17 protein-coding genes are annotated in these 18,362 nt (G+C 68.5%); 10 read left to right on the top strand and 7 right to left on the bottom strand.

The genetic code is table 11. From position 1 onward, the window contains the following. Nucleotides 1–12: 12 nt before the first annotated feature. From H9I38_RS06925 to rpsN, 5 genes are all read left to right on the top strand, one after another. Nucleotides 13–867, top strand: a complete 855-nt coding sequence (locus H9I38_RS06925; protein ID WP_319002210.1) for an SGNH/GDSL hydrolase family protein — start codon at nt 13–15, stop codon at nt 865–867. A 183-nt stretch (nt 868–1,050) separates the two neighbouring features. After that, the gene (locus tag H9I38_RS06920) at nt 1,051–2,730 is read left to right on the top strand and encodes an MFS transporter (protein WP_226338033.1); all 1,680 of its coding nucleotides are present in this window, start codon (nt 1,051–1,053) and stop codon (nt 2,728–2,730) included. Between the two features lie 478 nt (nt 2,731–3,208). After that, a complete protein-coding gene (gene rpmB, locus H9I38_RS06915) occupies nt 3,209–3,445 on the top strand; it encodes a 50S ribosomal protein L28 (RefSeq protein WP_226338032.1) in 237 nt (78 codons plus the stop codon). Continuing rightward, a complete protein-coding gene (gene rpmG, locus H9I38_RS06910; protein WP_226338031.1) occupies nt 3,445–3,615 on the top strand; it encodes a 50S ribosomal protein L33 in 171 nt (56 codons plus the stop codon). The genes rpmB and rpmG overlap by 1 nt, the downstream gene beginning before the upstream one ends. Before the next feature lie 3 nt (nt 3,616–3,618). Continuing rightward, nucleotides 3,619–3,924: a 30S ribosomal protein S14 gene (gene rpsN / locus H9I38_RS06905; RefSeq protein ID WP_226338030.1), complete on the top strand. Its 306-nt coding sequence runs from the start codon at nt 3,619–3,621 to the stop codon at nt 3,922–3,924. 201 nt (nt 3,925–4,125) lie between these two features. Here the strand turns inward: rpsN and H9I38_RS06900 are convergent, their stop codons facing one another. From H9I38_RS06900 to H9I38_RS06885, 4 genes are all read right to left on the bottom strand, one after another. Continuing rightward, a complete protein-coding gene (locus H9I38_RS06900; protein ID WP_226338029.1) occupies nt 4,126–4,878 on the bottom strand; it encodes a hypothetical protein in 753 nt (250 codons plus the stop codon). Between the two features lie 131 nt (nt 4,879–5,009). Then, on the bottom strand, nt 5,010–5,624 hold the full coding sequence (locus tag H9I38_RS06895) for a hypothetical protein (protein WP_226338028.1): 615 nt from the start codon (nt 5,622–5,624) through the stop codon (nt 5,010–5,012). Nucleotides 5,625–6,148: 524 nt separating this feature from the next. Continuing rightward, on the bottom strand, nt 6,149–6,331 hold the full coding sequence (locus H9I38_RS06890) for a hypothetical protein (protein WP_226338027.1): 183 nt from the start codon (nt 6,329–6,331) through the stop codon (nt 6,149–6,151). A gap of 140 nt (nt 6,332–6,471) precedes the next feature. After that, the gene (locus H9I38_RS06885; RefSeq protein ID WP_226338026.1) at nt 6,472–7,059 is read right to left on the bottom strand and encodes a hypothetical protein; all 588 of its coding nucleotides are present in this window, start codon (nt 7,057–7,059) and stop codon (nt 6,472–6,474) included. A 447-nt stretch (nt 7,060–7,506) separates the two neighbouring features. On the opposite strand from H9I38_RS06885, the gene H9I38_RS06880 reads away from it, so the two are divergent. The 5 genes from H9I38_RS06880 (at nt 7,507) to H9I38_RS06860 (ending at nt 11,928) form a co-directional block, all read left to right on the top strand. After that, complete coding sequence (locus tag H9I38_RS06880) at nt 7,507–7,788, top strand: HU family DNA-binding protein (protein ID WP_319002209.1); 282 nt, start codon at nt 7,507–7,509, stop codon at nt 7,786–7,788. A gap of 221 nt (nt 7,789–8,009) precedes the next feature. Continuing rightward, nucleotides 8,010–8,675, top strand: a complete 666-nt coding sequence (locus H9I38_RS06875; protein ID WP_226338025.1) for a hypothetical protein — start codon at nt 8,010–8,012, stop codon at nt 8,673–8,675. Nucleotides 8,676–8,717: 42 nt separating this feature from the next. Beyond that, nucleotides 8,718–9,272, top strand: a complete 555-nt coding sequence (locus H9I38_RS06870; protein ID WP_226338024.1) for a copper resistance protein CopC — start codon at nt 8,718–8,720, stop codon at nt 9,270–9,272. Between the two features lie 6 nt (nt 9,273–9,278). Next, nucleotides 9,279–9,836 carry a copper chaperone PCu(A)C gene (locus H9I38_RS06865; RefSeq protein ID WP_226338023.1) on the top strand — a complete coding sequence of 186 codons (558 nt, stop codon included), beginning with the start codon at nt 9,279–9,281 and terminating at the stop codon, nt 9,834–9,836. Between the two features lie 130 nt (nt 9,837–9,966). Next, on the top strand, nt 9,967–11,928 hold the full coding sequence (locus H9I38_RS06860) for a cytochrome c oxidase assembly protein (RefSeq protein ID WP_226338022.1): 1,962 nt from the start codon (nt 9,967–9,969) through the stop codon (nt 11,926–11,928). Between the two features lie 320 nt (nt 11,929–12,248). On the opposite strand, the gene H9I38_RS06855 is transcribed toward H9I38_RS06860, so the two are convergent. From H9I38_RS06855 to betT, 3 genes are all read right to left on the bottom strand, one after another. Continuing rightward, nucleotides 12,249–13,862 (bottom strand): GMC family oxidoreductase, encoded by a 1,614-nt coding sequence (locus H9I38_RS06855; RefSeq protein ID WP_226338021.1) that lies wholly within the window; start codon nt 13,860–13,862, stop codon nt 12,249–12,251. Between the two features lie 90 nt (nt 13,863–13,952). Further along, nucleotides 13,953–15,455 (bottom strand): aldehyde dehydrogenase family protein, encoded by a 1,503-nt coding sequence (locus tag H9I38_RS06850; protein ID WP_226338020.1) that lies wholly within the window; start codon nt 15,453–15,455, stop codon nt 13,953–13,955. Beyond that, nucleotides 15,452–17,509, bottom strand: coding sequence for a choline BCCT transporter BetT (betT, locus tag H9I38_RS06845; protein ID WP_226338019.1), 2,058 nt, complete (start codon nt 17,507–17,509; stop codon nt 15,452–15,454). The genes H9I38_RS06850 and betT overlap by 4 nt, the downstream gene beginning before the upstream one ends. Nucleotides 17,510–18,362: the final 853 nt, after the last annotated feature.

Genomic DNA, 18,362 nt, shown 5'->3' with positions numbered 1-18,362 from the left:
TAGCCTTGTCCCGTGAGTGAGAGCGAGACATTCCCCAGCCCCTCTGGAGACCCGGCCACGGATACCCCGAACACCCCGCACACCCCGTACCCAGCCGCCCCGCAGACCATGCCCAACCGCTACCTGGCCATCGGCGACTCCTTCACCGAGGGCGTCGGCGACTGGGACGAGGTCCGCCCCAACGGCGTCCGCGGCTGGGCGGACCGGGTGGGGGAGGAGCTGATCGCGCTCGGCGACTGGAGCTACGCCAATCTCGCCATCCGGGGCAAGAAGATCGGACAGGTCATCGAGGAGCAGGTTCCTGCCGGTCTCGAGCTCAAGCCCACGCTCGTCACCTGCTACGCCGGCGGCAATGACATCCTGCGCGCCAGCGTGGACCTGGACGCTCTTGTGGCCCGCTACGCCGAGGCCATGAGCCGGTTCAAGGCGCAGGGTGCGGACGTGGCCCTCTTCACCGCGTTCGACACCGGCGCCTCCAAGACCTTCTCCGCCACTCGCGGCCGTTCGGCCGTCTACAACGAGCTGCTGCGCGAGGCCGCCGCGGACTGCGGATTCGCCCTCATCGACTTCTGGCGCATGAAGGAGCTCCAGGACTGGCGCATGTGGGACGAGGACCGCCTGCACCTCTCCGCCACCGGTCATCAGGTCATGGCCGCAAACGTGCTGGCGGCGCTGGAGAAGGCGGACGACGTCGTCATCCCCGAGCTGGACGAGGCTCCCATCCTGAGCCGCGTCGAGGCCCTGCGGAACAACGTCTCCTGGGCCCGCAAGCACCTGGTGCCGTGGGTGGGCCGCAGGCTGCGCGGGGTGTCCTCCGGAGACGGCATGACCCCCAAGTACCCCCATTTTGTGACTCAACTCACATAATCCGGGAAGTCCTGCGCCATCATTGGGATGCAGCGTCATGAAAACTGGCCTGCTCGCCCTCAGTTCACCCTTCGTTTCGGCAATCGCAAGACTGCCCGGTAACGTCAATGCGCGTGTTCGAGGCCGGTTGCCTCCCCTGGGGCCGGCCCCGCTTCCGATCTGTCTACGGAGAGAAGGCAATAGATGCCCCCCGCACATCCGGTCGAGTCTGACGTCACGTCCTCGCCGAAGAACGTCAAGGTCCGCAAGAGGCGCATCAGCGCCGACGACGTCCACGTCGTCGACAAGCCCACCCTGAAGACGGCCATGAGCGGCACGCTCGTGGGCAACTTCATGGAGTGGTACGACGTCGGAATCTACGGCTACCTCGCCATGACCATGGGCAAGATCTTCCTGCCCGACGGCTCCAGCACCGCGCAGAATCTGTTCGGCTTGGCCACGTTCGCAGCGACCTTCCTCGCGCGTCCGCTCGGCGGTGTCGTGTTCGGTCAGATCGGCGACAAGATCGGCCGCCAGAAGGTCCTGGCCACGACCCTCATCATGATGGCCTCGGCCACCGCGATCATCGGCATCCTCCCTGACGCGAGTGTTTGGGGAATTGCCGCCACAATCATCCTCGTCATCCTGAAGCTCCTCCAGGGCTTCTCCACGGGCGGCGAGTACGCCGGTGCCACCACGTTCATCACGGAGTACGCGCCGGACCGCAAGCGCGGCTACTTCGCGTCCTTCCTGGACCTCGGCTCCTACCTCGGCTTCGCCATCGGCGCGCTGCTGGTGACCGTCCTCCAGGTGACGCTCGGCGACGCCACGATGGAGGCCTGGGGCTGGCGTATCCCGTTCCTCGTGGCCATCCCGCTCGGCGCGGCGGCCGTCTACTTCCGCCTCAAGATCGAGGAGTCCCCGGCGTACGCCGCCGCGCAGGACGCCTCGGAGAAGCAGAACCAGCACGCTGTGGACCCGAAAATGTCCGAGTCCGGCAGCAAGGGAGTCTTCAAGCACTACTGGCGCGAGATCATCGTGGCCATCATGCTTGTGGCGGCCGCCAACACGGTGGGCTACGCCCTCACGTCCTACATGCCGACATACCTCACGGACAGCCTGAAGTACGACGTCCTCAAGGGCACTGCCGTCACCGTCCCGGTCCTCATCGTGATGTCCCTCTGCATCCCGCTCGCGGGCAAGCTCTCGGACAAGATCGGCCGCCGCCCGGTGCTCTGGATCGGTGCGTTCTCCAGCGTGCTGTTCGCCATTCCGGCGTTCAAGCTCATGGCGCTCGGCCACGTCTGGGCCACGGCCACGGGACTCTCGCTCATGGCGTTCTCGATGCTCTGCTACGTCTCCAACATCGCGTCCGCCGTTCCGGCGCAGTTCCCCACGGCCTCCCGCTACGCCGGCATGGGCATCTCCTACAACATCGCCGTCGCCGTCTTCGGCGGCACGGCGGGTCTCATCATGGAGTCGCTCGTCAAGGCGACCGGCGACAACCTGATGCCGGCCTACTGGCTCATGGGCACGTCGGCGATCGGCGCCATCGCGATCTACTTCCTCCGCGAGTCGGCCAACCGCCCGCTGCCGGGCGCCATGCCGTCTGTTGAAACCGAGGAGGAGGCGCACGAGATCGTCCGCACGCAGATGGACGACGAGCTCATCGACCACAACGACATGCCCCTCGAGGTCGTCCGCCTCCACCACCCGGACGTCCTGCCCGAGGACGCGGCAGAGACCGTCGAGGTCCCGGAGAGCTCCCTCGAGAAGGACGAGCACGCGCACCGCGCCAAGCCGGAGGCCGCCGCTGCCGGCGCTCCGTCGGGTGCCCCGGCCCCCAAGGGCGACGACGACGGCGCTCCGCGCCGGGCCCTCTAGCCTGACGGGTTCGGCCCGCGGGTCAGCTGTCTGAGAAGGGCGGCCGTGCTGGAGACAGCGCGGCCGCCCTTCCGCATGTCCGGGGCGGGCGGTTCGCTGCGGGGCGCGGGTGCTCGAGCGCTGCCGCCCGTGTGCCCGAGGCCATGCGGCCCCGGTTTGGCTTTAACACAGGACGCCACTAAGATGGAGGGGCGTTAAGTCGCGCTTCGCCGTGTCTTCATCCCGTTGTCGGGCAGGAGAACAGCGGCTGGGGCGCAGCACCCGCATCGCGGACCGCTCTCTTGGGGAAAAACGGGAGGTCGGTTCTCACCGTTTTCTCGCGGCGAGGGGCCGCGGCTGGATCTCACCCAGCTTGGTCACCCTCTTCGAAAGCTGCAGTACGCACGGTGTCACTACTGGCGGCGGGGGCGCTTTTTGATCGCAGAGGGATCTGTTTGAGAAGAACCCCCGCAAGTTACTACATCTTTGAGGAGTGATCATGGCAGCACATTGCCAGGTGACCGGAGCCCAGCCCGGGTTCGGTCACAGCATTTCCCACTCGCACCGCCGCACCAAGCGCCGGTTCGACCCGAACATCCAGAAGAAGCGCTACTGGGTTCCGTCCCTGCGCCGCAACGTCACGCTGACCCTGTCCACCCGTGGCATCAAGGTCATCGACGCTCGTGGCATTGACGCCGTTGTCGCCGATCTGCTCGCGAAGGGTGTGAAGCTCTGATGGCAAAGAAGGATAAGGACGTCCGTCCGATCATCAAGCTCAAGTCCACCGCGGGCACGGGCTACACGTACGTCACGCGCAAGAACCGCCGGAACAACCCTGACCGCCTGGTCATGAAGAAGTACGATCCGGTCGTCCGTCAGCACGTTGATTTCCGAGAGGAGCGCTAAACCATGGCGAAGAAGTCCAAGATTGCTCGCAACGAGCAGCGCAAGGCCATCGTTGAGCGCTACGCCGCGAAGCGCGCTGAGCTGAAGAAGACCCTCGTGGATGAAAACGCCACGGATGAGGCTCGCGAGGAGGCTCGCCTGGGCCTCCAGAAGCTCCCGCGCAACGCCTCGCCGGTTCGCCTCCGCAACCGGGACCAGATCGACGGCCGCCCGCGCGGCACGTTCCAGAAGTTCGGCATCTCCCGTGTGCGTTTCCGCGAGATGGCCCACAAGGGCGAGCTTCCGGGCATCACCAAGTCCTCCTGGTAAGCCTCTCCGGCTGATCCAGAGCAGAGAAGGGCGCCACCCGTTCGGGTGGCGCCCTTCGTGCGTTTCGGCTGACGATCGTCGGGGCCGAGGACCGGGGACCGGGGACCGTCGGGACCGAGATCTGCATCGGCCATCGCCGTGGACTCGCCGTCGGGAGCCGCCTGGGCCGAGACCGTGAACGTGCAGTCCCGGCCCCGGCGGTCAGGCCACGATCTCGGGCCGGCTCCACCGCATGAACGCGTTTCCTGTTGTGGCGCTTGTGGGATAGCTGCCGGGAACGGTTGAGACATCTTTCCGAATGCGGGTTCGGAGCCATGCGTCGAAGCGGAATCGGACCTTCCCGTCCGGGCCTGCCGTCTGGGAGAAGGTGACGGTCTTCGACGGCCCCCAGTGCCGCTTCGAGAAGTCTTGGGTGCAATACGTCGTGGCGAGGGGGAGGGCCAGAGTGGTCTCCGGGCGGGACGCGCCCGGCGGCCGTGAGCCGCCCTCCTGGGACCGGAAATTCGCGCTCTGCGCCCAGCTCATGCCATCGGGGGAGCTGAAGACGAGCAGGGTCTTGCTCGCGGTGCCGGACCTGCAGTCGAAATACGGGGCGCTCGAAGCCGAGACGGAGAACCTGTAGGTCTTCCCTGGGACGAGGTTCTGCCAGACTCCTTCTTTGCGCTCAACGGCCCAGTGCTGATGGAAGTCCTCCACCTCGTAGACGTCGTTGACGGAGTAGTTCGCGTACATCGTGCCGTACGTCTGGAAGTTTCTCAGGGCTTCGTCGAACCTGCCCCGGAGAGTCGACGTCCCCGAGACATCCATGAGGTATTCAGGCGGCAGCGGCGGCTTCGGGGTCGGCGTCGAGGCGCTTGCCGCAGGCGCTGCAGCGGCAGCGAGAACGGCAGGCGCTGCCCACGCGGCCTGGGCTACGCGACGGCGGGAGGGGTGTGGGCGGCTAAGTGAGTTCATCAGAGAGCGCTCCTGTCATGATCGGACCCAAGAGCAATAATAGAACGCATGAGCGTGCGTAGAAGGCCTAGTTAGGGCTGCGTAGAGCTATTCCGTTCAGAACGCACGCGTTGCTCTCCGAGCTGGGCCGCCTAGCCGACAATCGTGGGCCGGCTCCACTGGAAGGACGCGTTGCCGGTGGGGAACTCTGTCGCGGTGTCGTCGGGATCCTCTGGGGAGGCGGTCAGCACTTCGTTGTCCCAGACCCGCGGGGGCATCCAGGCGTCATAGCGGAAGTGGACCCTGCCCTTGGCGCCTGCTGTCTCGGTGAAGGAGATCTGCTTCCACTCGCTCCAGGACAGCGTGTCCGCCTTTTCGCAGATGTCGTCCGGCAGAGAGGAAGCGAAGACTGTCTCGGGGGCCGTGGCGCCCACGGGCTTGGGCGCCTTCCGGTGGGAGCGCAGATGCGTCTGCTGCCTCCACGTGCTGCCGTCTGGCGAGCTGGAGATGAGGACGGCTTTTCCCGCGGTGCCGGTGGGGCATCGGTAGTACGGGGCGGACCTCGCCCTCATCGTGAACGTGTACAGCCTGCCTGGGACCAAGCCTTCCCAGAAGGCCTCACGTCTCTCCAGGGCCCAGTCGGCGTCGCTGAACCTGCTCGTCGTATAGGACTCGGAGAGCTTGTTCAGATAGATCGCGTTCACCGAGCGGTTCGTGTACGTGGAGTTTGTGGTGGGGCTGTAGTGGTTGCTGAGCCGGCCCAGCACGAGCGTGCCCTGGCTCTCCGTTCCGGTGGGGGCCTGGACGTACCTCTGTACCGGGGCTGGAGTTGAGGCGCTCGCCGCAGGCGCTGCTGCGGCGGCAAGGACAGCAGGGGTTGCCCACGCGGCCTGCGCTACACGCCGACGTGAGGGGGTTGGGAGGTGAGGGTGGTCCATCTGGAGGTGTTCCTGTTCTGGTCGGAGGCCAACGGCAATCATGGAACGAACAGACGTTCTCATCGTGTTTGGTTAGGGGTGCAAGCGTTCCGGCCCTCGTCGGGACTCAGGCCAGTCCGACCAGCTCCGGAATGGTCAGCTCAAATCGTTCATTTCCGGTGGGAACGTCATGGCGCGCGGTCTGCGGGAAGGTGACGGTCTGCTTTGGACCCCGAGGTCTCCCGGCGAACGTCGTTGCAGACGTCCTCTGCGATGCCGTAGGGGAGCTCCGTCGTCGCCACAGACGAAGTGGGGCCCGTCTTCAGGGACAGGATTTTGGCGTTCTCGGTCCTCGTCCGGCAGCCGCTCGAGCTTTAGGCCAGGACGGTATGGCTTGAGCCCATGGCCGGGCGAGCGTCATACGGCTGGCCCCTCGTGGTGATTGGGAACGTGTGGAGCTTCCGGGGCGTCGGGTTTCGCCAGACGTGATTGGCGCGGGCCGCGAACCAGTTGTTCTCGAAGTCTGTGCTCGCCACGTCGTTGGCGTGCTTGCTCATGCAGCGGCCGGAATAGTCGATCGCGCCCCAACCTGGGCGACGGCGGCGGGTGCCGCCCAAAAGCCTGTGGCAACGGTGCGGCGGGGAACGCGGCGGCCCGCCTCGGAAAGGAAGGAGGCGGGCTGCCGCGTCGCGGAAGGTCAGTCGACTATGCGGGGATGGGTCACTCGCATGATCGCGGGTCCCCAATTGACGTGGCCGCCCCAAGGATATGGGTATTGGCCCGGGGGCTGCGGCTGCATCCAGGCGTTGTACCGGAACCTGAGGACGCCGTCTGGGCCGGCCGTGCCCTTGAATGTGACGGTCGTCGGCTCGCCCCAGATCACATCGTTCTTGTCGTTGTTGCAGTAGTCCTTGGGGAAGGGGTACTTCAGCGTCGTGGCAGGAACCTCAGCCCTCGGAGAGGCCACCGCGTCGTCGCTAGACCGGAGGTTGGCAACGTTCTGCCACTTGTCTCCACCGTCGTTCGAGATCCAGATCTCCATTGTCTTGTTCACCGTGGCGGCTGGGCAGTGCCCCTTTGGGCCTACATTGGCGGTGATCTGGAAGGTGTAAGTGCGGCCGGGAACGAGATTGTGCCATGACGCAGTCTTGCGTTCCATGGCCCAGTTGTCGTCGGTGACTTTCTTGCTGGTGGCCGCGTTTCCCGTGTAGTGGAAGTACTTGTCGCCGTCGTAGAAAAAGAGCTGTTGTACGACAGTGCCCTTGCGCACGATTGAATCGTTCACGGGGGTGTTGTAGTAGGGGTTGGGTGTCGGAGTAGGAGTCGGAGTCGGCGTCGCATTGGGCGTCGAGGCGCTGGTCGCCGGGGCTGCGGCTGTGGCGAGGATGGCGGGCGCCGCCCAGGCGGCCTGGGCTACTCGGCGGCGCGAGGGGGCAGGGTGACGGGGTTGATCCATCTGAGGGTGCTCCTGTTCGTTCGGGGGCCAGCGGCAATCATAGGACGAACGCACGTACTTAGATAACCTCACTACCTGTCCGCGAACCGCCTTCAGGCGTCCGCGAAGCCCCCGACACGCCCCCTCGAACCCCTCGGGAACCTTCAAAAACCTGGGAGATCCGCAGGAATCCAGGGATTTTTCCGGCGAACTGGCCATGACGCTGGTATGTTCAAGGCAGTAGCCGGGGCACAGCCTCGCGCTCAAGAACACACCGAACCTCATAGGAGGAACATCATGGCTATGAACCGCAGCGAACTCGTCGCCGCCGTCGCAGAGAAGTCGGGCAACTCCCAGGCCGCCGTCAACGGCGTCCTCGACTCCGTCTTCGAGGTCTTCACCTCCGAGATCTCCAAGGGCGAGAAGGTCACCATCCCCGGCTGGCTCGCCGTCGAGCGCACCGAGCGCGCCGCGCGCAAGGGCCGCAACCCGCAGACCGGCGCCGAGATCGAGATCCCGGCGGGCTTCGGCGTCAAGCTGACGGCCGGCTCCAAGCTCAAGGCCGCCGTCTCCAAGTAAGACCGCGCCTGGCCGGAGGCCGCCTCGCCCCTCACGGGCGGGGCGGCCTCTGCGCGTCCGGGGCGTGGGCGAGCCGCCCGGTCCCCTCGAGAGGTCGCCCTGGAGCGAGTCCGCCCGGGGAGCTGTGCAGCCCCTGCGAGCAGTCTGGCGCCGTCTGTCCACCTCCCCTCTACGGAGCGTAGAATGTCGGGGTACCTGATGTGGCCCGTGAAGGGGGAGGAATGCCGCGACTGCTGAGCGTCGTCGTGCTCTCCACCGCCGCCACAGTGCTCGCGGCGGCGGGACACGTCGTCGCCGGGGCCGCCATGGGCCAGGAGCACCCGCTCTCCCTCGGGGGAGTGCTGCTTGCGTGGCTCATCGCGAGCTCCGCTGCCTCCGCCCTCATGCGCCTGCGCCACAGCGCGGCGGGCGTCGCCGCGATCCTCGGCCTGGGGCAGCTCGCCTTCCACGGCATCTTCGCCGTCTCGGGGCACGCCGCCGGCCGCGTCCACGCCCATTCGCCGGGCGCGGGACACCACGGCGAGCTCATCGCGCCGCAGGCCGGGCCTCCCGTGGACTCCACGCCGCTGGACTCCCTGGCCCACCCCGCCATGCTCCTGCTCCACGCCGCCGCGTGGATGCTCTCCGTGGGCCTGGTCCTCGCGGGCCTGCACCGCTCGGACGCCGTCGTCCGCACGCTCGCCCTGCGCGCCTCCGCGCTGCCCGCCTGGATCGCCGAGACGGTCCTCGCGGGGGCCCTCGCAGTCTCGCACGCGTACTCACTCGTCCGCCGCCGCCTGGACGCGGCCGCGGGTCCATCCCCGAGCGGCTCCCGGGAGCCGCTCTCCCTGCGCCCAGGCCTCTGCAACGTGGCCGCCTGGGGGCTCCGCGGGCCGCCGGCCGCCTGACGCAGCCAGGCTCTCCCGCAACCACGAAAGGACCCCAACCCCATGAGCTCCGCGATTCGCCGAGGGGCTGCCTCAGCAGCCGTCCTCGCCGCGGTTCTGGGCGGTGCGGCCGCACCGGCTTCCGCCCATGACCAGCTTGTCTCCTCCGATCCCCGCGACGGGCAGAACATCCCGCCGACGCACCGGGACTTCGTCCTCACCTACTCGGACAAGATCCAGACGTTCGGCTCGGAGATCGTCGTCGAGGACGGATCCGGGAAGCGGACCACGGTGGACGCCAAGATCTCCCGAGATCAGGTGCGCGTCCACATGCCGAAGGACCTGCCCCCGGGGCAGGGAAGCATCCGGTGGCGCGTGGTCTCCTCGGACGGTCATCCGGTGGACGGGATCATCACCTTCAACGTGGTCGATCCGACCAAGAGCCAGTCTGCGTCTGCAGCGCCTCCGTCCGGCAACGTCAAAGCCAAGACGGAGACCCAGCCCTACAACGAGACGCCCAGTGTGAACTGGCCGCTCTTCGTCATCGGAACCACGGCAGTGGCAGCCGGCATCTTCGGAAGCATCATCGGCTACCGCCTGCGCAAGAAGAAGGACTGAACTTCCATGCAGCACAGCAAGACCCTCACCTCCCTCGCCGCCGTCGCGGCGCTCGCCCTCGGCCTGACGGCCTGCGGCTCCGGCTCCTCCCAGGGCTCCGGCTCGTCTCCCTCGGCGAGCCAGTCCTCGAGCTCCTCGCCGAGCGCGTCCGCCTCGACGTCGGGCGACGTCGACGAGACCAAGCCGCACCACCACGCTCCGATCGAGGGCGCGTCCGCCACGATCGGCGCGGCGGAGAAGGGCGGCAAGACCTACGTGCTCGGCGGCCTCAAGAACGAGGGCGACAAGCCGATCACCGTCGAGTCCGCCTCCTCGGACTACGCCTCCACGGTGGAGCTCCACAAGACCGTCAACGGCGCCATGTCCGTGGACGAGAAGGGCTGGACCATCAAGCCCGGCGAGACCTTCACCCTGTCCCACGACGGCTACCACATCGCCGTCAAGGGCCTGAAGGCGGACCTCAAGAAGGGCGACAAGATCGTGGTCAACCTCAAGACGAGCGCCGGCCCCGCCCACCTCGAGCTGACCGTCGGCGAGGCGGCGAGCGGGGGGCACCATCACTAGCGGAACCCGCTCGGACTCGGCCGGCCGTCTGAGGGCCCGGGGGCGCGTCCCCTCGGGCTCCCGGGCGGCCGGCCCCCGCCCGTCCCGCGAGCAGGAGGAGCTCGAGCCGAGCGCCTTCCTGCGCCGGCTCATGCCCCTGGGGCTCGCGCTCGCCGCCGCGCTCCTCGGCGTGGTGGGCGCCCTTCTGCTCACCGGCGCCTCAGCGGCGCGGGAGCTCGGCGACCCGGGCGCGGGCGTCCGCTGGGGCCTTCCCATCGCGCGGACGGTCTTCGACGTGGCCTCGGCGACGACGATCGCCGGCCTCGTCTTCGCCGCATGCGTCTTCCCGCACCAGACCCGCGGCTCCGTCCTCTCCCTGCGCCTCGCCCGCATCGGCTCGATGGCGTGGACCGCGACGGCGGCCGCCGTCGGCATCCTCACGTACGCGGACTCGGCCGGCCTCGCCCTGCGCGGCGACTCGGCCTACACGCACGCGCTCGCAGACTTCTTCACCAACTTCGACCTAGGCCGGGCCTGGCTCGTGGCCTTCATCCTCGCGTGCGCGGTGAGCACGCTCGTCTTCGCGGTGGAGTCCCTCACCGCGATCGGGCTGACGCTCATCCTGGCGCTCATCGGCCTCGTGCCGCTGGCCATCACGGGCCACTCGGCGGGCGGCGACGACCACATGGCCGCCGTCAACTCCATGGGCCTGCACCTGTTCGGCGCGAGCCTCTGGGTGGGCGGCGTGATCGTGCTCGCCGTCGTCGGCGGAATCCTCCTGGGGCGCGGCAGGGACGCCGCCGCCGCGGAGACCGCCGCGGCCCGGTACTCGCCGATCGCGGCGCTCGCGCTCGTGCTCGTCGTGGCCTCGGGCGTGGTCAACGCCGGGCTGCGCATCACCTCCCTGGGCCAGCTGCTCTCGCCGTGGGGCACCATCGTGGCCCTCAAGACCGTGCTGGCGCTGCTGGCCGGATACCTCGGCTGGCTGCACCGCTCCGTCACCATCCCGCGGATCGGGAAGGAGCCGCGGCTGTTCACGCGGCTCATCGTCGTCGAGACGGCCGTGCTCGGCCTCGTCTCCGGACTCGCCGCGGGCCTGGCCCGCACCGCCCCGCCGCGCCCCGAGCAGCTGCCGCCGAGCGCCACGCCGGCCCGCATCCTCACCGGCTACGAGCTCCCGCCGGAGCTCACCCCGATCCGCTATCTCACCGAGTGGCGCGCGGACTGGATGTGGATCGCGGTCTGCGCGGGGCTCTTCATCGCCTACGTGCGAGGGATGCTCGCGCTGCACCGCCGCGGGGACCGCTGGCCCGTGGGCCGGTTCGCGGCGTTCGTGTTCGGTCTCATCGCGCTGACGTACTTCACGTCCGGCGCGCCGGCGGTCTACGGCATGGTGCTGTTCTCCACGCACATGCTGGACCACATGGCGCTCACGATGTTCGTGCCCATGTTCCTCGTCATGGGCGCCCCTGTGACGCTCGCGCTGAGGGCGCTGCACCCGCGGCGGGACGGCTCGCGCGGGCCCCGCGAGTGGATCCTCGTGTTCGTGCACTCGTGGTGGTCCCGGCTCGTGACCAACCCGCTTTTCGCGGCGGCCAACTTCGCGGGCTCCATCATCATCTTCTACTACTCGGACGTGTTCCTCTGGGCCATGAAGTACCACGTGGGCCACGAGCTCATGGTGGTCCACTTCACGCTCACGGGGTACATCTTCGTCCTCACGATGATCGGCGTGGACCCCCTGCCCAAGCGCTTCCCGTACCCGATGCGGCTCGTGCTGCTCTTCGCCACGATGGCGTTCCACGCGTTCTTCGGCGTGACGCTCATGGGATCGGACACGCTGTTGCAGCCGTTCTGGTTCGGCAACATGGGCCGCCCCTGGGGTCTCGACGCCATCTCGGACCAGAAGCTCGGCGGCGGCATCACGTGGGGCGTGGGCGAGCTCCCGACCCTCGTCGTCGCCCTCGGCGTCATGGTCATGTGGGCCCGTGCGGACACGCGGGAGACCGCCCGCAAGGACCGCAAGGCGGAGCGCGACGACGACGCCGAGCTGCGCGCCTACAACGAGATGCTCGCGCGGCGGGCCGCCGCGGACCGGCGCCTGGGGGAGTAGGCCCGGGCTCTCTGTCCCGGTTTCCGGTTCCCCCCGGGGCGGCCCTCAGCTGCCCTTCCCCTCATCTGCTCTTCCCTTCGGCTGCTCTCCCCTCAACCCCTCATCTGTTGCGAGTTGGAGGAAAGAGACGTCCCATTCCTCCAACTCGCAACAGACGAGGGGACTGGGCGAGAGTTGGGGACGGGGCGAGAGTTGGGGGCCGGACGAGAGCTGAGCGGCCCACCCAGGCACAGAAATGGAGCGATCCGTGCAGTTTCAGGCTCGAAACCGCACGGATCGCTCCATTCTTCGGGGCTGCGGGGCCCCAGCCGGGCCAGGCCCTAGCCGCGGATCAGGTCAGCGCACTTCTCGCCCACCATCATGACGGTGATGTTCGGGTTGACGGTCGTGTGCTCGGGGAAGACCGAGGCGTCCGCCACCCGGAGGCCGGAGACGCCCTTGACGCGCAGCTGCGGGTCGAGCGGGGAGCCGGCGTCGTCGGCCGCGCCCATCCGCACCGTGCCGGCGGGGTGGTAGACCGTGTTGTGGGTGCGGCGGATGTAGTCCGCGAGCTCCTCGTCGGTCTGGACGTCCTTGCCCGGGAACAGCTCCTCGCCGGCCCACTCCTTCATGGCGTCCTGCGCCACGATCTCGCGGGCCTTGCGGATGCCGGCGATCATCGTGCGCATGTCGTGGCCGCCCTCGTCCGTGAAGTAGCGCGGGTCCACGCGCGGCTTGTCACGGAAGTCGCAGGAGCGCAGGCGGACCGTGCCGCGGGAGCGGGCGTGGGTGACGTTCGGCGTGAGGCAGAACGCGTTGTCGCTCGTCGGGTAGCCCTGGCGGACGGTGTGCATGTCGAACGGCACCGAGCCGTAGTGCATCATGAGGTCCGAGCGGCCTTCGTGGTCCGGGTCGGACTTGCCGTCCACGGGCGCGAAGATGCCGATCTCCCACCACTGCGTGGACGTCTCCGGCATGGGGAGCTTGGCCTCCCACATGATGACGCCCTCCGGGTGGTCCTGGAGGTTCTCGCCGACGCCGGGGGAGTCCACCAGGACGTCCACGCCGTGCTCCTTGAGGTGCTCGGCCGGGCCGATGCCGGAGAGCATGAGCAGCTTCGGGGAGTCGATGGCGCCTGCGGAGAGGATGACCTCCTTGTTCGCCGTGACCGTGCGGGCGCGGCCGAACGCGTTGTCCACGAACTCGACGCCGACGGCCTTCGGCTCGCCGCCCTCGCCGCCGCCCTGCTCGAAGAGGATCTTCGAGGCCCAGGCGCCCGTGAGGATCGTCAGGTTGGGGCGGTCCTCGATCGGGTGCAGGTAGGAGACGGAGGAGGACGAGCGGGTGCCGTCCGGGCGGCGGTTGATCTGGAAGAAGTTGGCGCCCGTGACCGTCGTCGTGCCGTTGTTGAAGTGCGCGCGCGGGATGCCGGCCTGCTCGCAGGCGTCCAGGAGCGCCACGCCGGACTTGTCCTCCGGCGGGACGTTCATGAGCTTGACCGGGCCGGAGTCGCCGTGGTGCGGGGCGTCCGCGCCGGCGTCCTCGTTGGTCTCGAGGCGCTTGACGAGCGGCCAGACGGACTCGGCGTCCCAGCCCTCCGCGCCGTGGCGCTCGGCCCACTCGTCCATGTCCTCCTTGGGCGGCCAGAAGGCGATGCAGGAGTTGTGGGAGGAGCAGCCGCCGAGGACCTTCGCGCGGGCGTGCCGCATGAAGGAGTTGCCGTTCTCCTGCTCCTCGATCGGGTAGTCCCAGTCGTAGCCGGACTCGAGGAGCTCCATCCAGCGGTTGAGCTGGAGGACCTCGGGGATGTCCTTGTCATGCGGACCGGCCTCGAGGAGGCCCACGGTCACCGAGGGGTCCTCCGAAAGGCGGGCGGCCACGGCGGCGCCGGCGGATCCCGCGCCGATCACCACATAGTCGAACGCCAGGTCCTTGTTCTCGTCAGTCTGCGTCATGGTGCGTCTTCTCCGTTCGTGTTCTTTCGTCAGGGCGGCCAGGGGAGGCCGGGGGAGGCGGGGGAGGCTGGCCGGGCGGGCCGAGGCCGCTCAGGCGGAGCGGTCCTCGAACCAGCCCGTCACGCCCGGGTTGATGTTCTGGTAGACGTGCTTGGCCTCGCGGTACTCCTCGAAGCCCGTGGGGCCGAGCTCGCGGCCCGAGCCGGACTGCTTGAATCCGCCCCATTCCGCCTGCGGGAGGTACGGGTGGAAGTCGTTGATCCAGACGGTGCCGTGGCGGAGCCGGTTGGCCACGCGCTGCGCCTTGGACGCGTCCTGCGTCCAGACGGCGCCCGCGAGGCCGTAGTGCGTGTCGTTGGCGATCCGCACGGCGTCGTCCTCGTCCGTGAACGTCTCGATGGTGACGGTGGGCCCGAACGCCTCGTCGACGACGACGCTCATGCCCTGCTTGACCTGGTCGATGACGGTGGGCTCGTAGTAGAAGCCCTTGTCCAGATCGCTCGAGCCGGACGTGCCGGTGGCGAAGGCGCCGCCGCAGCGCACGCGCGCGCCCTCGGCCTCGCCGGCGCGGACGTAGGCGTCCACCTTCTCGCGGTGGGCCTTGGAGATGAGCGGGCCGGACTCCGCGGCGTCGTCGAAGGGGCCGCCGAGGCGGATGTCCTTGGCGCGGCGGACGAGCTCGTCCGTGAAGCGCTCGGCGATGGACTCCTCCACCACGATCCGGGCGCCCGCCGAGCAGACCTGGCCCGAGTGGACGAACGCGCCGTTGAGGGCGTTGTCCACGGCAGCGTCGAAGTCCGCGTCCGCGAAGATGACGTTCGGGTTCTTGCCGCCGAGCTCGAGCGCCACCTTCTTGACCGTCTCCGCGGCCGCCGCGGCGACCTTTTTGCCCGTGACGAGGCCGCCCGTGAAGGAGACCATGTCCACGTCCTCGTGCTCGGAGAGCGGGGCGCCCGCGTTGGGGCCGTCGCCCGTGACGAGGTTGGCCACGCCCGCCGGGACGCCCGCCTCCTCGAGGAGGGACATCGTCAGCATGGCCGTGTGCGGGGTGAGCTCCGCCGGCTTGAGGACGAACGTGCAGCCCGCCGCGATGGCCGGGGCGATCTTCCACGCCGCCTGCAGCAGCGGGTAGTTCCACGGGGAGATCATGCCGACGACGCCCACCGGCTCGTACTGGATGCGGCTGACCACGTTCGGGTCGCCCGCGTCCACGAGCCGCCCGGCCTCGTTCGCGGCGAGGCGGCCGAAGTACTCGAAGCAGTTGGCGATGTCGTCCATGTCGATCTCGGACTCGACGATCCGCTTGCCCGTGTCCAGGGACTCCGCCTTGGCGAACTCGGCCTTCTTCTCGCGGAGGCCCTCGGCCACCTTGAGGAGGATGCCGCCGCGCTCGCCGGCGGGGAGGGCGGCCCACGATCCCTCGTCGAAGGCCCGGCGGGCGGCGGCGATGGCGCGCTCGGTGTCCTCGCGGCCCGCCTCGGAGACGAGGCCCACGAGCTCGCCGTCGGCGGGACAGCGGATCTCCCGGGTCTTGCCGCTCGCGGCGGCCTCCCAGCGGCCGTCGATGTACAGGGTTGCCGTGTCTGCGGTCATGCTTTCTCCTCCGGGTTGGTGTCGTAGTCGTCGATCCACTGGGTGCGGGCGCCCGTGGCCACGGTCAGGGTCTCGAGACCGGGGGCCTGGGCCCGGTGCAGGAACTCGAGGTGCCGCTCATAGAGGTCCAGGACGGAGCCGATGAGCTGGTCCCGCGTGAACCCGAGGACGTCCGTGCCGAGGCTGCCGTGCCCCGTGAAGACCTCCATGCGGTAGTAGTGCTCCTGGGACGAGCGGCCCGTTCCGTACGCCGGCATGCGGCACTGGACGGGGTAGACCTGGTAGCGGAAGTCGCGCTCGCCCTCGAACGGCACGTCCAGGTGGTACGCGTGGATGCCGAACGCCTCCACGAACTCCTGGGACACCTGGGCGTCCACGCCCTGGTCGCGGAGCTCGGCGGCGACCTCGTTGAGGGCGGGCGCCGTCGTCGTCTCCTGGAAGCGCTCGGCCGCGCGGGCGTCGTGGAAGCGGACCGTGCGGGCGAGGCGCTGGCGCCAGGTGCGCTCGCGGTCGCCCGGAACGGCGCGGGTGCCCGAGATGAGGGCTGGGAGGGCGGCGCGGGCCGAGTCCGCCCACTGCGCCTCGATCCGCAGCGCCTTGAGCAGGCCCATCATGATGAAGACGAGGATCACCGCGAACGGCACGCCCATGATGACCGTGGCGTTCTGCAGGGTGGTGATGCCGCCCACCATGAGCATGGCCACCGTGAGCAGGCCCGTGGCCACCGCCCAGAAGAGGCGCACCCACTTGGGGCCGTCCTCCTCCGGGTCGGAGAGCTTCGAGGTGAAGTTGGCCATGACGAGCGCGCCCGAGTCCGCGCTCGTGACGTAGAACAGCAGGCCCGTGAAGGTGGCGACGGCGACGAGCAGCGGTGCGCCCGGGTACTGCTCCAGCAGCGAGTAGAAGCCCTGCTCCGGGGTGTTGACCACCTGGTCCGCGAAGGCCTTGTCGCCGTGGCGGACCACGTCCAGCGCGCTGTTGCCGAAGATCGAGATCCACAGCAGGATGAACGCGAACGGCACCGTCAGCGTGCCGATGACGAACTGCCGGATGGTGCGGCCGCGGGAGATGCGGGCCAGGAAGAGGCCCACGAACGGCGCCCACGCGATCCACCAGGCCCAGAAGAAGATGGTCCAGGACTGGAGCCAGTCGTCCGGGCGGTCATAGGCCATCGAGTCCATGGTCATGCCGGGGAAGCGGGAGAGGATGTCGCCCGCGTTCTGCACGATCCCGTCGAGGAGGTAGCTCGTGCGGCCCGCCACGAGCACGTAGAGCATCATGCCGATCGCCAGGATGATGTTGAGCTGGCTGAGCCGCCGCACGCCCTTCTCCACGCCGGAGAGGGCGCTCACGATGGCCATGACCACAGAGATGACCACGAGGCCGATCTGGATGGGCATGCCGCTCGGGATGCCGATCATCCGGGAGATGCCCACGTCCAGCTGCGCCACGCCGATGCCGAGGCTCGTGGCCAGGCCGAAGATGGCGCCCAGCATCGCCGCGATGTCCACGCCGTTGCCCACCGCGCCGTCGATCCGCTTGCCGAAGATCGGGTGCAGCGCGCTGCGGATGGAGAGCGGCAGGTTGTGGCGGTAGGAGAAGTACGCGAGGGCCATGCCCATGAGCGCGTAGAGGCCCCAGCCGGTGATGCCGTAGTGGAAGAGCGTGTAGGCGAGCGCCTGCCGGGCCGACTCCACCGTCTGCCCCTGGCCGTGCGGCGGGGTCATGTACTGGGTGACCGGCTCGGCGACCGAGAAGAACATGAGGTCGATCCCGATGCCCGCCGCGAACAGCATCGCCGTCCAGGAGAAGAGGCCGAACTGCGGCCGCGAGTGGTCCGGTCCCAGCCGCACGTTCCCGATCCTCGAGAGCCCGACGGCGACGACGAACGCCAGCACGCCCGTGACCACCAGCGTGTAGAACCAGCCCAGGTTCTTGCTGACCCACGTCACCGCTGCGGTGATGGCCGTCTCCGCGCCCGTCCGGTCGAGGAAGGCCCACAGGGTGATCGCCAGGATGCCCGCCGACGAGCCGATGAAGACCGGCAGGTTCACGCGGGGGGCGGTGGGGCGGGAATCCGACTCGGTGGCGGTGCCGGTGGGGCGGGGGTCGTTGCCCTCGCTGCCTTCGCTGCCCGTCGTGGTGCCGGCGGGGGTAGTGGCACCTGTGGGGGCGGCGCTCCGGCGCGGCCCGTCGGGCGCTGAATCGGCTTGCCTGCGGCTGTGGGGCGGTTGCTCGACGGACGAGCTCACGGGGGTCCTTTCGTCGTTGGTCAGACCCACTTGAGGCTACCAAACGGTTAGCTTTCCTTTCTATATGGAAGGAGTTTACGGGAGGGAGGGGCGATTCCTGCGCCCCCTCAAGGCCTGCCCTCCTTCCACGCCTGTCCGCCGAGGTGTTCGTACCCATTTTCGCCATCACACCCGGTTTGAGGCGTTTACACCCGTTTTCGAGCGGGTTTCTGAGCGCAAACGGGTGTGGCTGGTGCCGTTGAGCGGAAACGGGTGTGGAAGGGGGGGGCAGGGCGAGGGGTTCGCTTCGACTCGCATGCGTCCCACTCGACCCCTGCGCCTGTTCGGAGTCCGCCGGACGCGCAGCCAAGTCGGCTGGTACATACAGGCCGCGCCGGCTGCACATGGGTGGGCATCGCACCCGGTTCCGCCACGGCACCCGTTTTCGCCATCACACCCGGTTTGAGGCGTTTACACCCGTTTTCGAGCGGGTTTTTGAGCGAAAGCGGGTGCGGGCGGCGTGGTCGTGCGAAAGCGGTTGTACGAGCGGGTGCGGGCGGCGTGGTCGTGCGAAAGCGGTTGTACGAGCGGGCGCGGACCGGTGTGACTGTGCGAAAGCGGGTGGGGAAGCGGGTGTGCGCGGTCGCGAGAAGGCGGGGGCGGGTGTTGATCGTCG

The sequence above is a fragment of the Arthrobacter sp. UM1 genome (assembly GCF_020483305.1).
Lineage (GTDB): Bacteria > Actinomycetota > Actinomycetes > Actinomycetales > Micrococcaceae > Falsarthrobacter.
Note: the sequence above shows the minus strand (reverse complement) of the source record. Positions and strands in the feature narration are given on the sequence as shown.

Coding starts and splice junctions, on each gene's coding strand:
- H9I38_RS06920 (WP_226338033.1), top strand. CDS start 1,051: ATGCCCCCCGCACATCCGGTCGAGTCTGACGTCACGTCCTCGCCGAAG.
- rpmB (WP_226338032.1), top strand. CDS start 3,209: ATGGCAGCACATTGCCAGGTGACCGGAGCCCAGCCCGGGTTCGGTCAC.
- rpmG (WP_226338031.1), top strand. CDS start 3,445: ATGGCAAAGAAGGATAAGGACGTCCGTCCGATCATCAAGCTCAAGTCC.
- rpsN (WP_226338030.1), top strand. CDS start 3,619: ATGGCGAAGAAGTCCAAGATTGCTCGCAACGAGCAGCGCAAGGCCATC.
- H9I38_RS06900 (WP_226338029.1), bottom strand. CDS start 4,878: ATGAACTCACTTAGCCGCCCACACCCCTCCCGCCGTCGCGTAGCCCAG.
- H9I38_RS06890 (WP_226338027.1), bottom strand. CDS start 6,331: ATGAGCAAGCACGCCAACGACGTGGCGAGCACAGACTTCGAGAACAAC.
- H9I38_RS06880 (WP_319002209.1), top strand. CDS start 7,507: ATGGCTATGAACCGCAGCGAACTCGTCGCCGCCGTCGCAGAGAAGTCG.
- H9I38_RS06875 (WP_226338025.1), top strand. CDS start 8,010: ATGCCGCGACTGCTGAGCGTCGTCGTGCTCTCCACCGCCGCCACAGTG.
- H9I38_RS06870 (WP_226338024.1), top strand. CDS start 8,718: ATGAGCTCCGCGATTCGCCGAGGGGCTGCCTCAGCAGCCGTCCTCGCC.
- H9I38_RS06865 (WP_226338023.1), top strand. CDS start 9,279: ATGCAGCACAGCAAGACCCTCACCTCCCTCGCCGCCGTCGCGGCGCTC.
- H9I38_RS06860 (WP_226338022.1), top strand. CDS start 9,967: ATGCCCCTGGGGCTCGCGCTCGCCGCCGCGCTCCTCGGCGTGGTGGGC.
- H9I38_RS06855 (WP_226338021.1), bottom strand. CDS start 13,862: ATGACGCAGACTGACGAGAACAAGGACCTGGCGTTCGACTATGTGGTG.
- H9I38_RS06850 (WP_226338020.1), bottom strand. CDS start 15,455: ATGACCGCAGACACGGCAACCCTGTACATCGACGGCCGCTGGGAGGCC.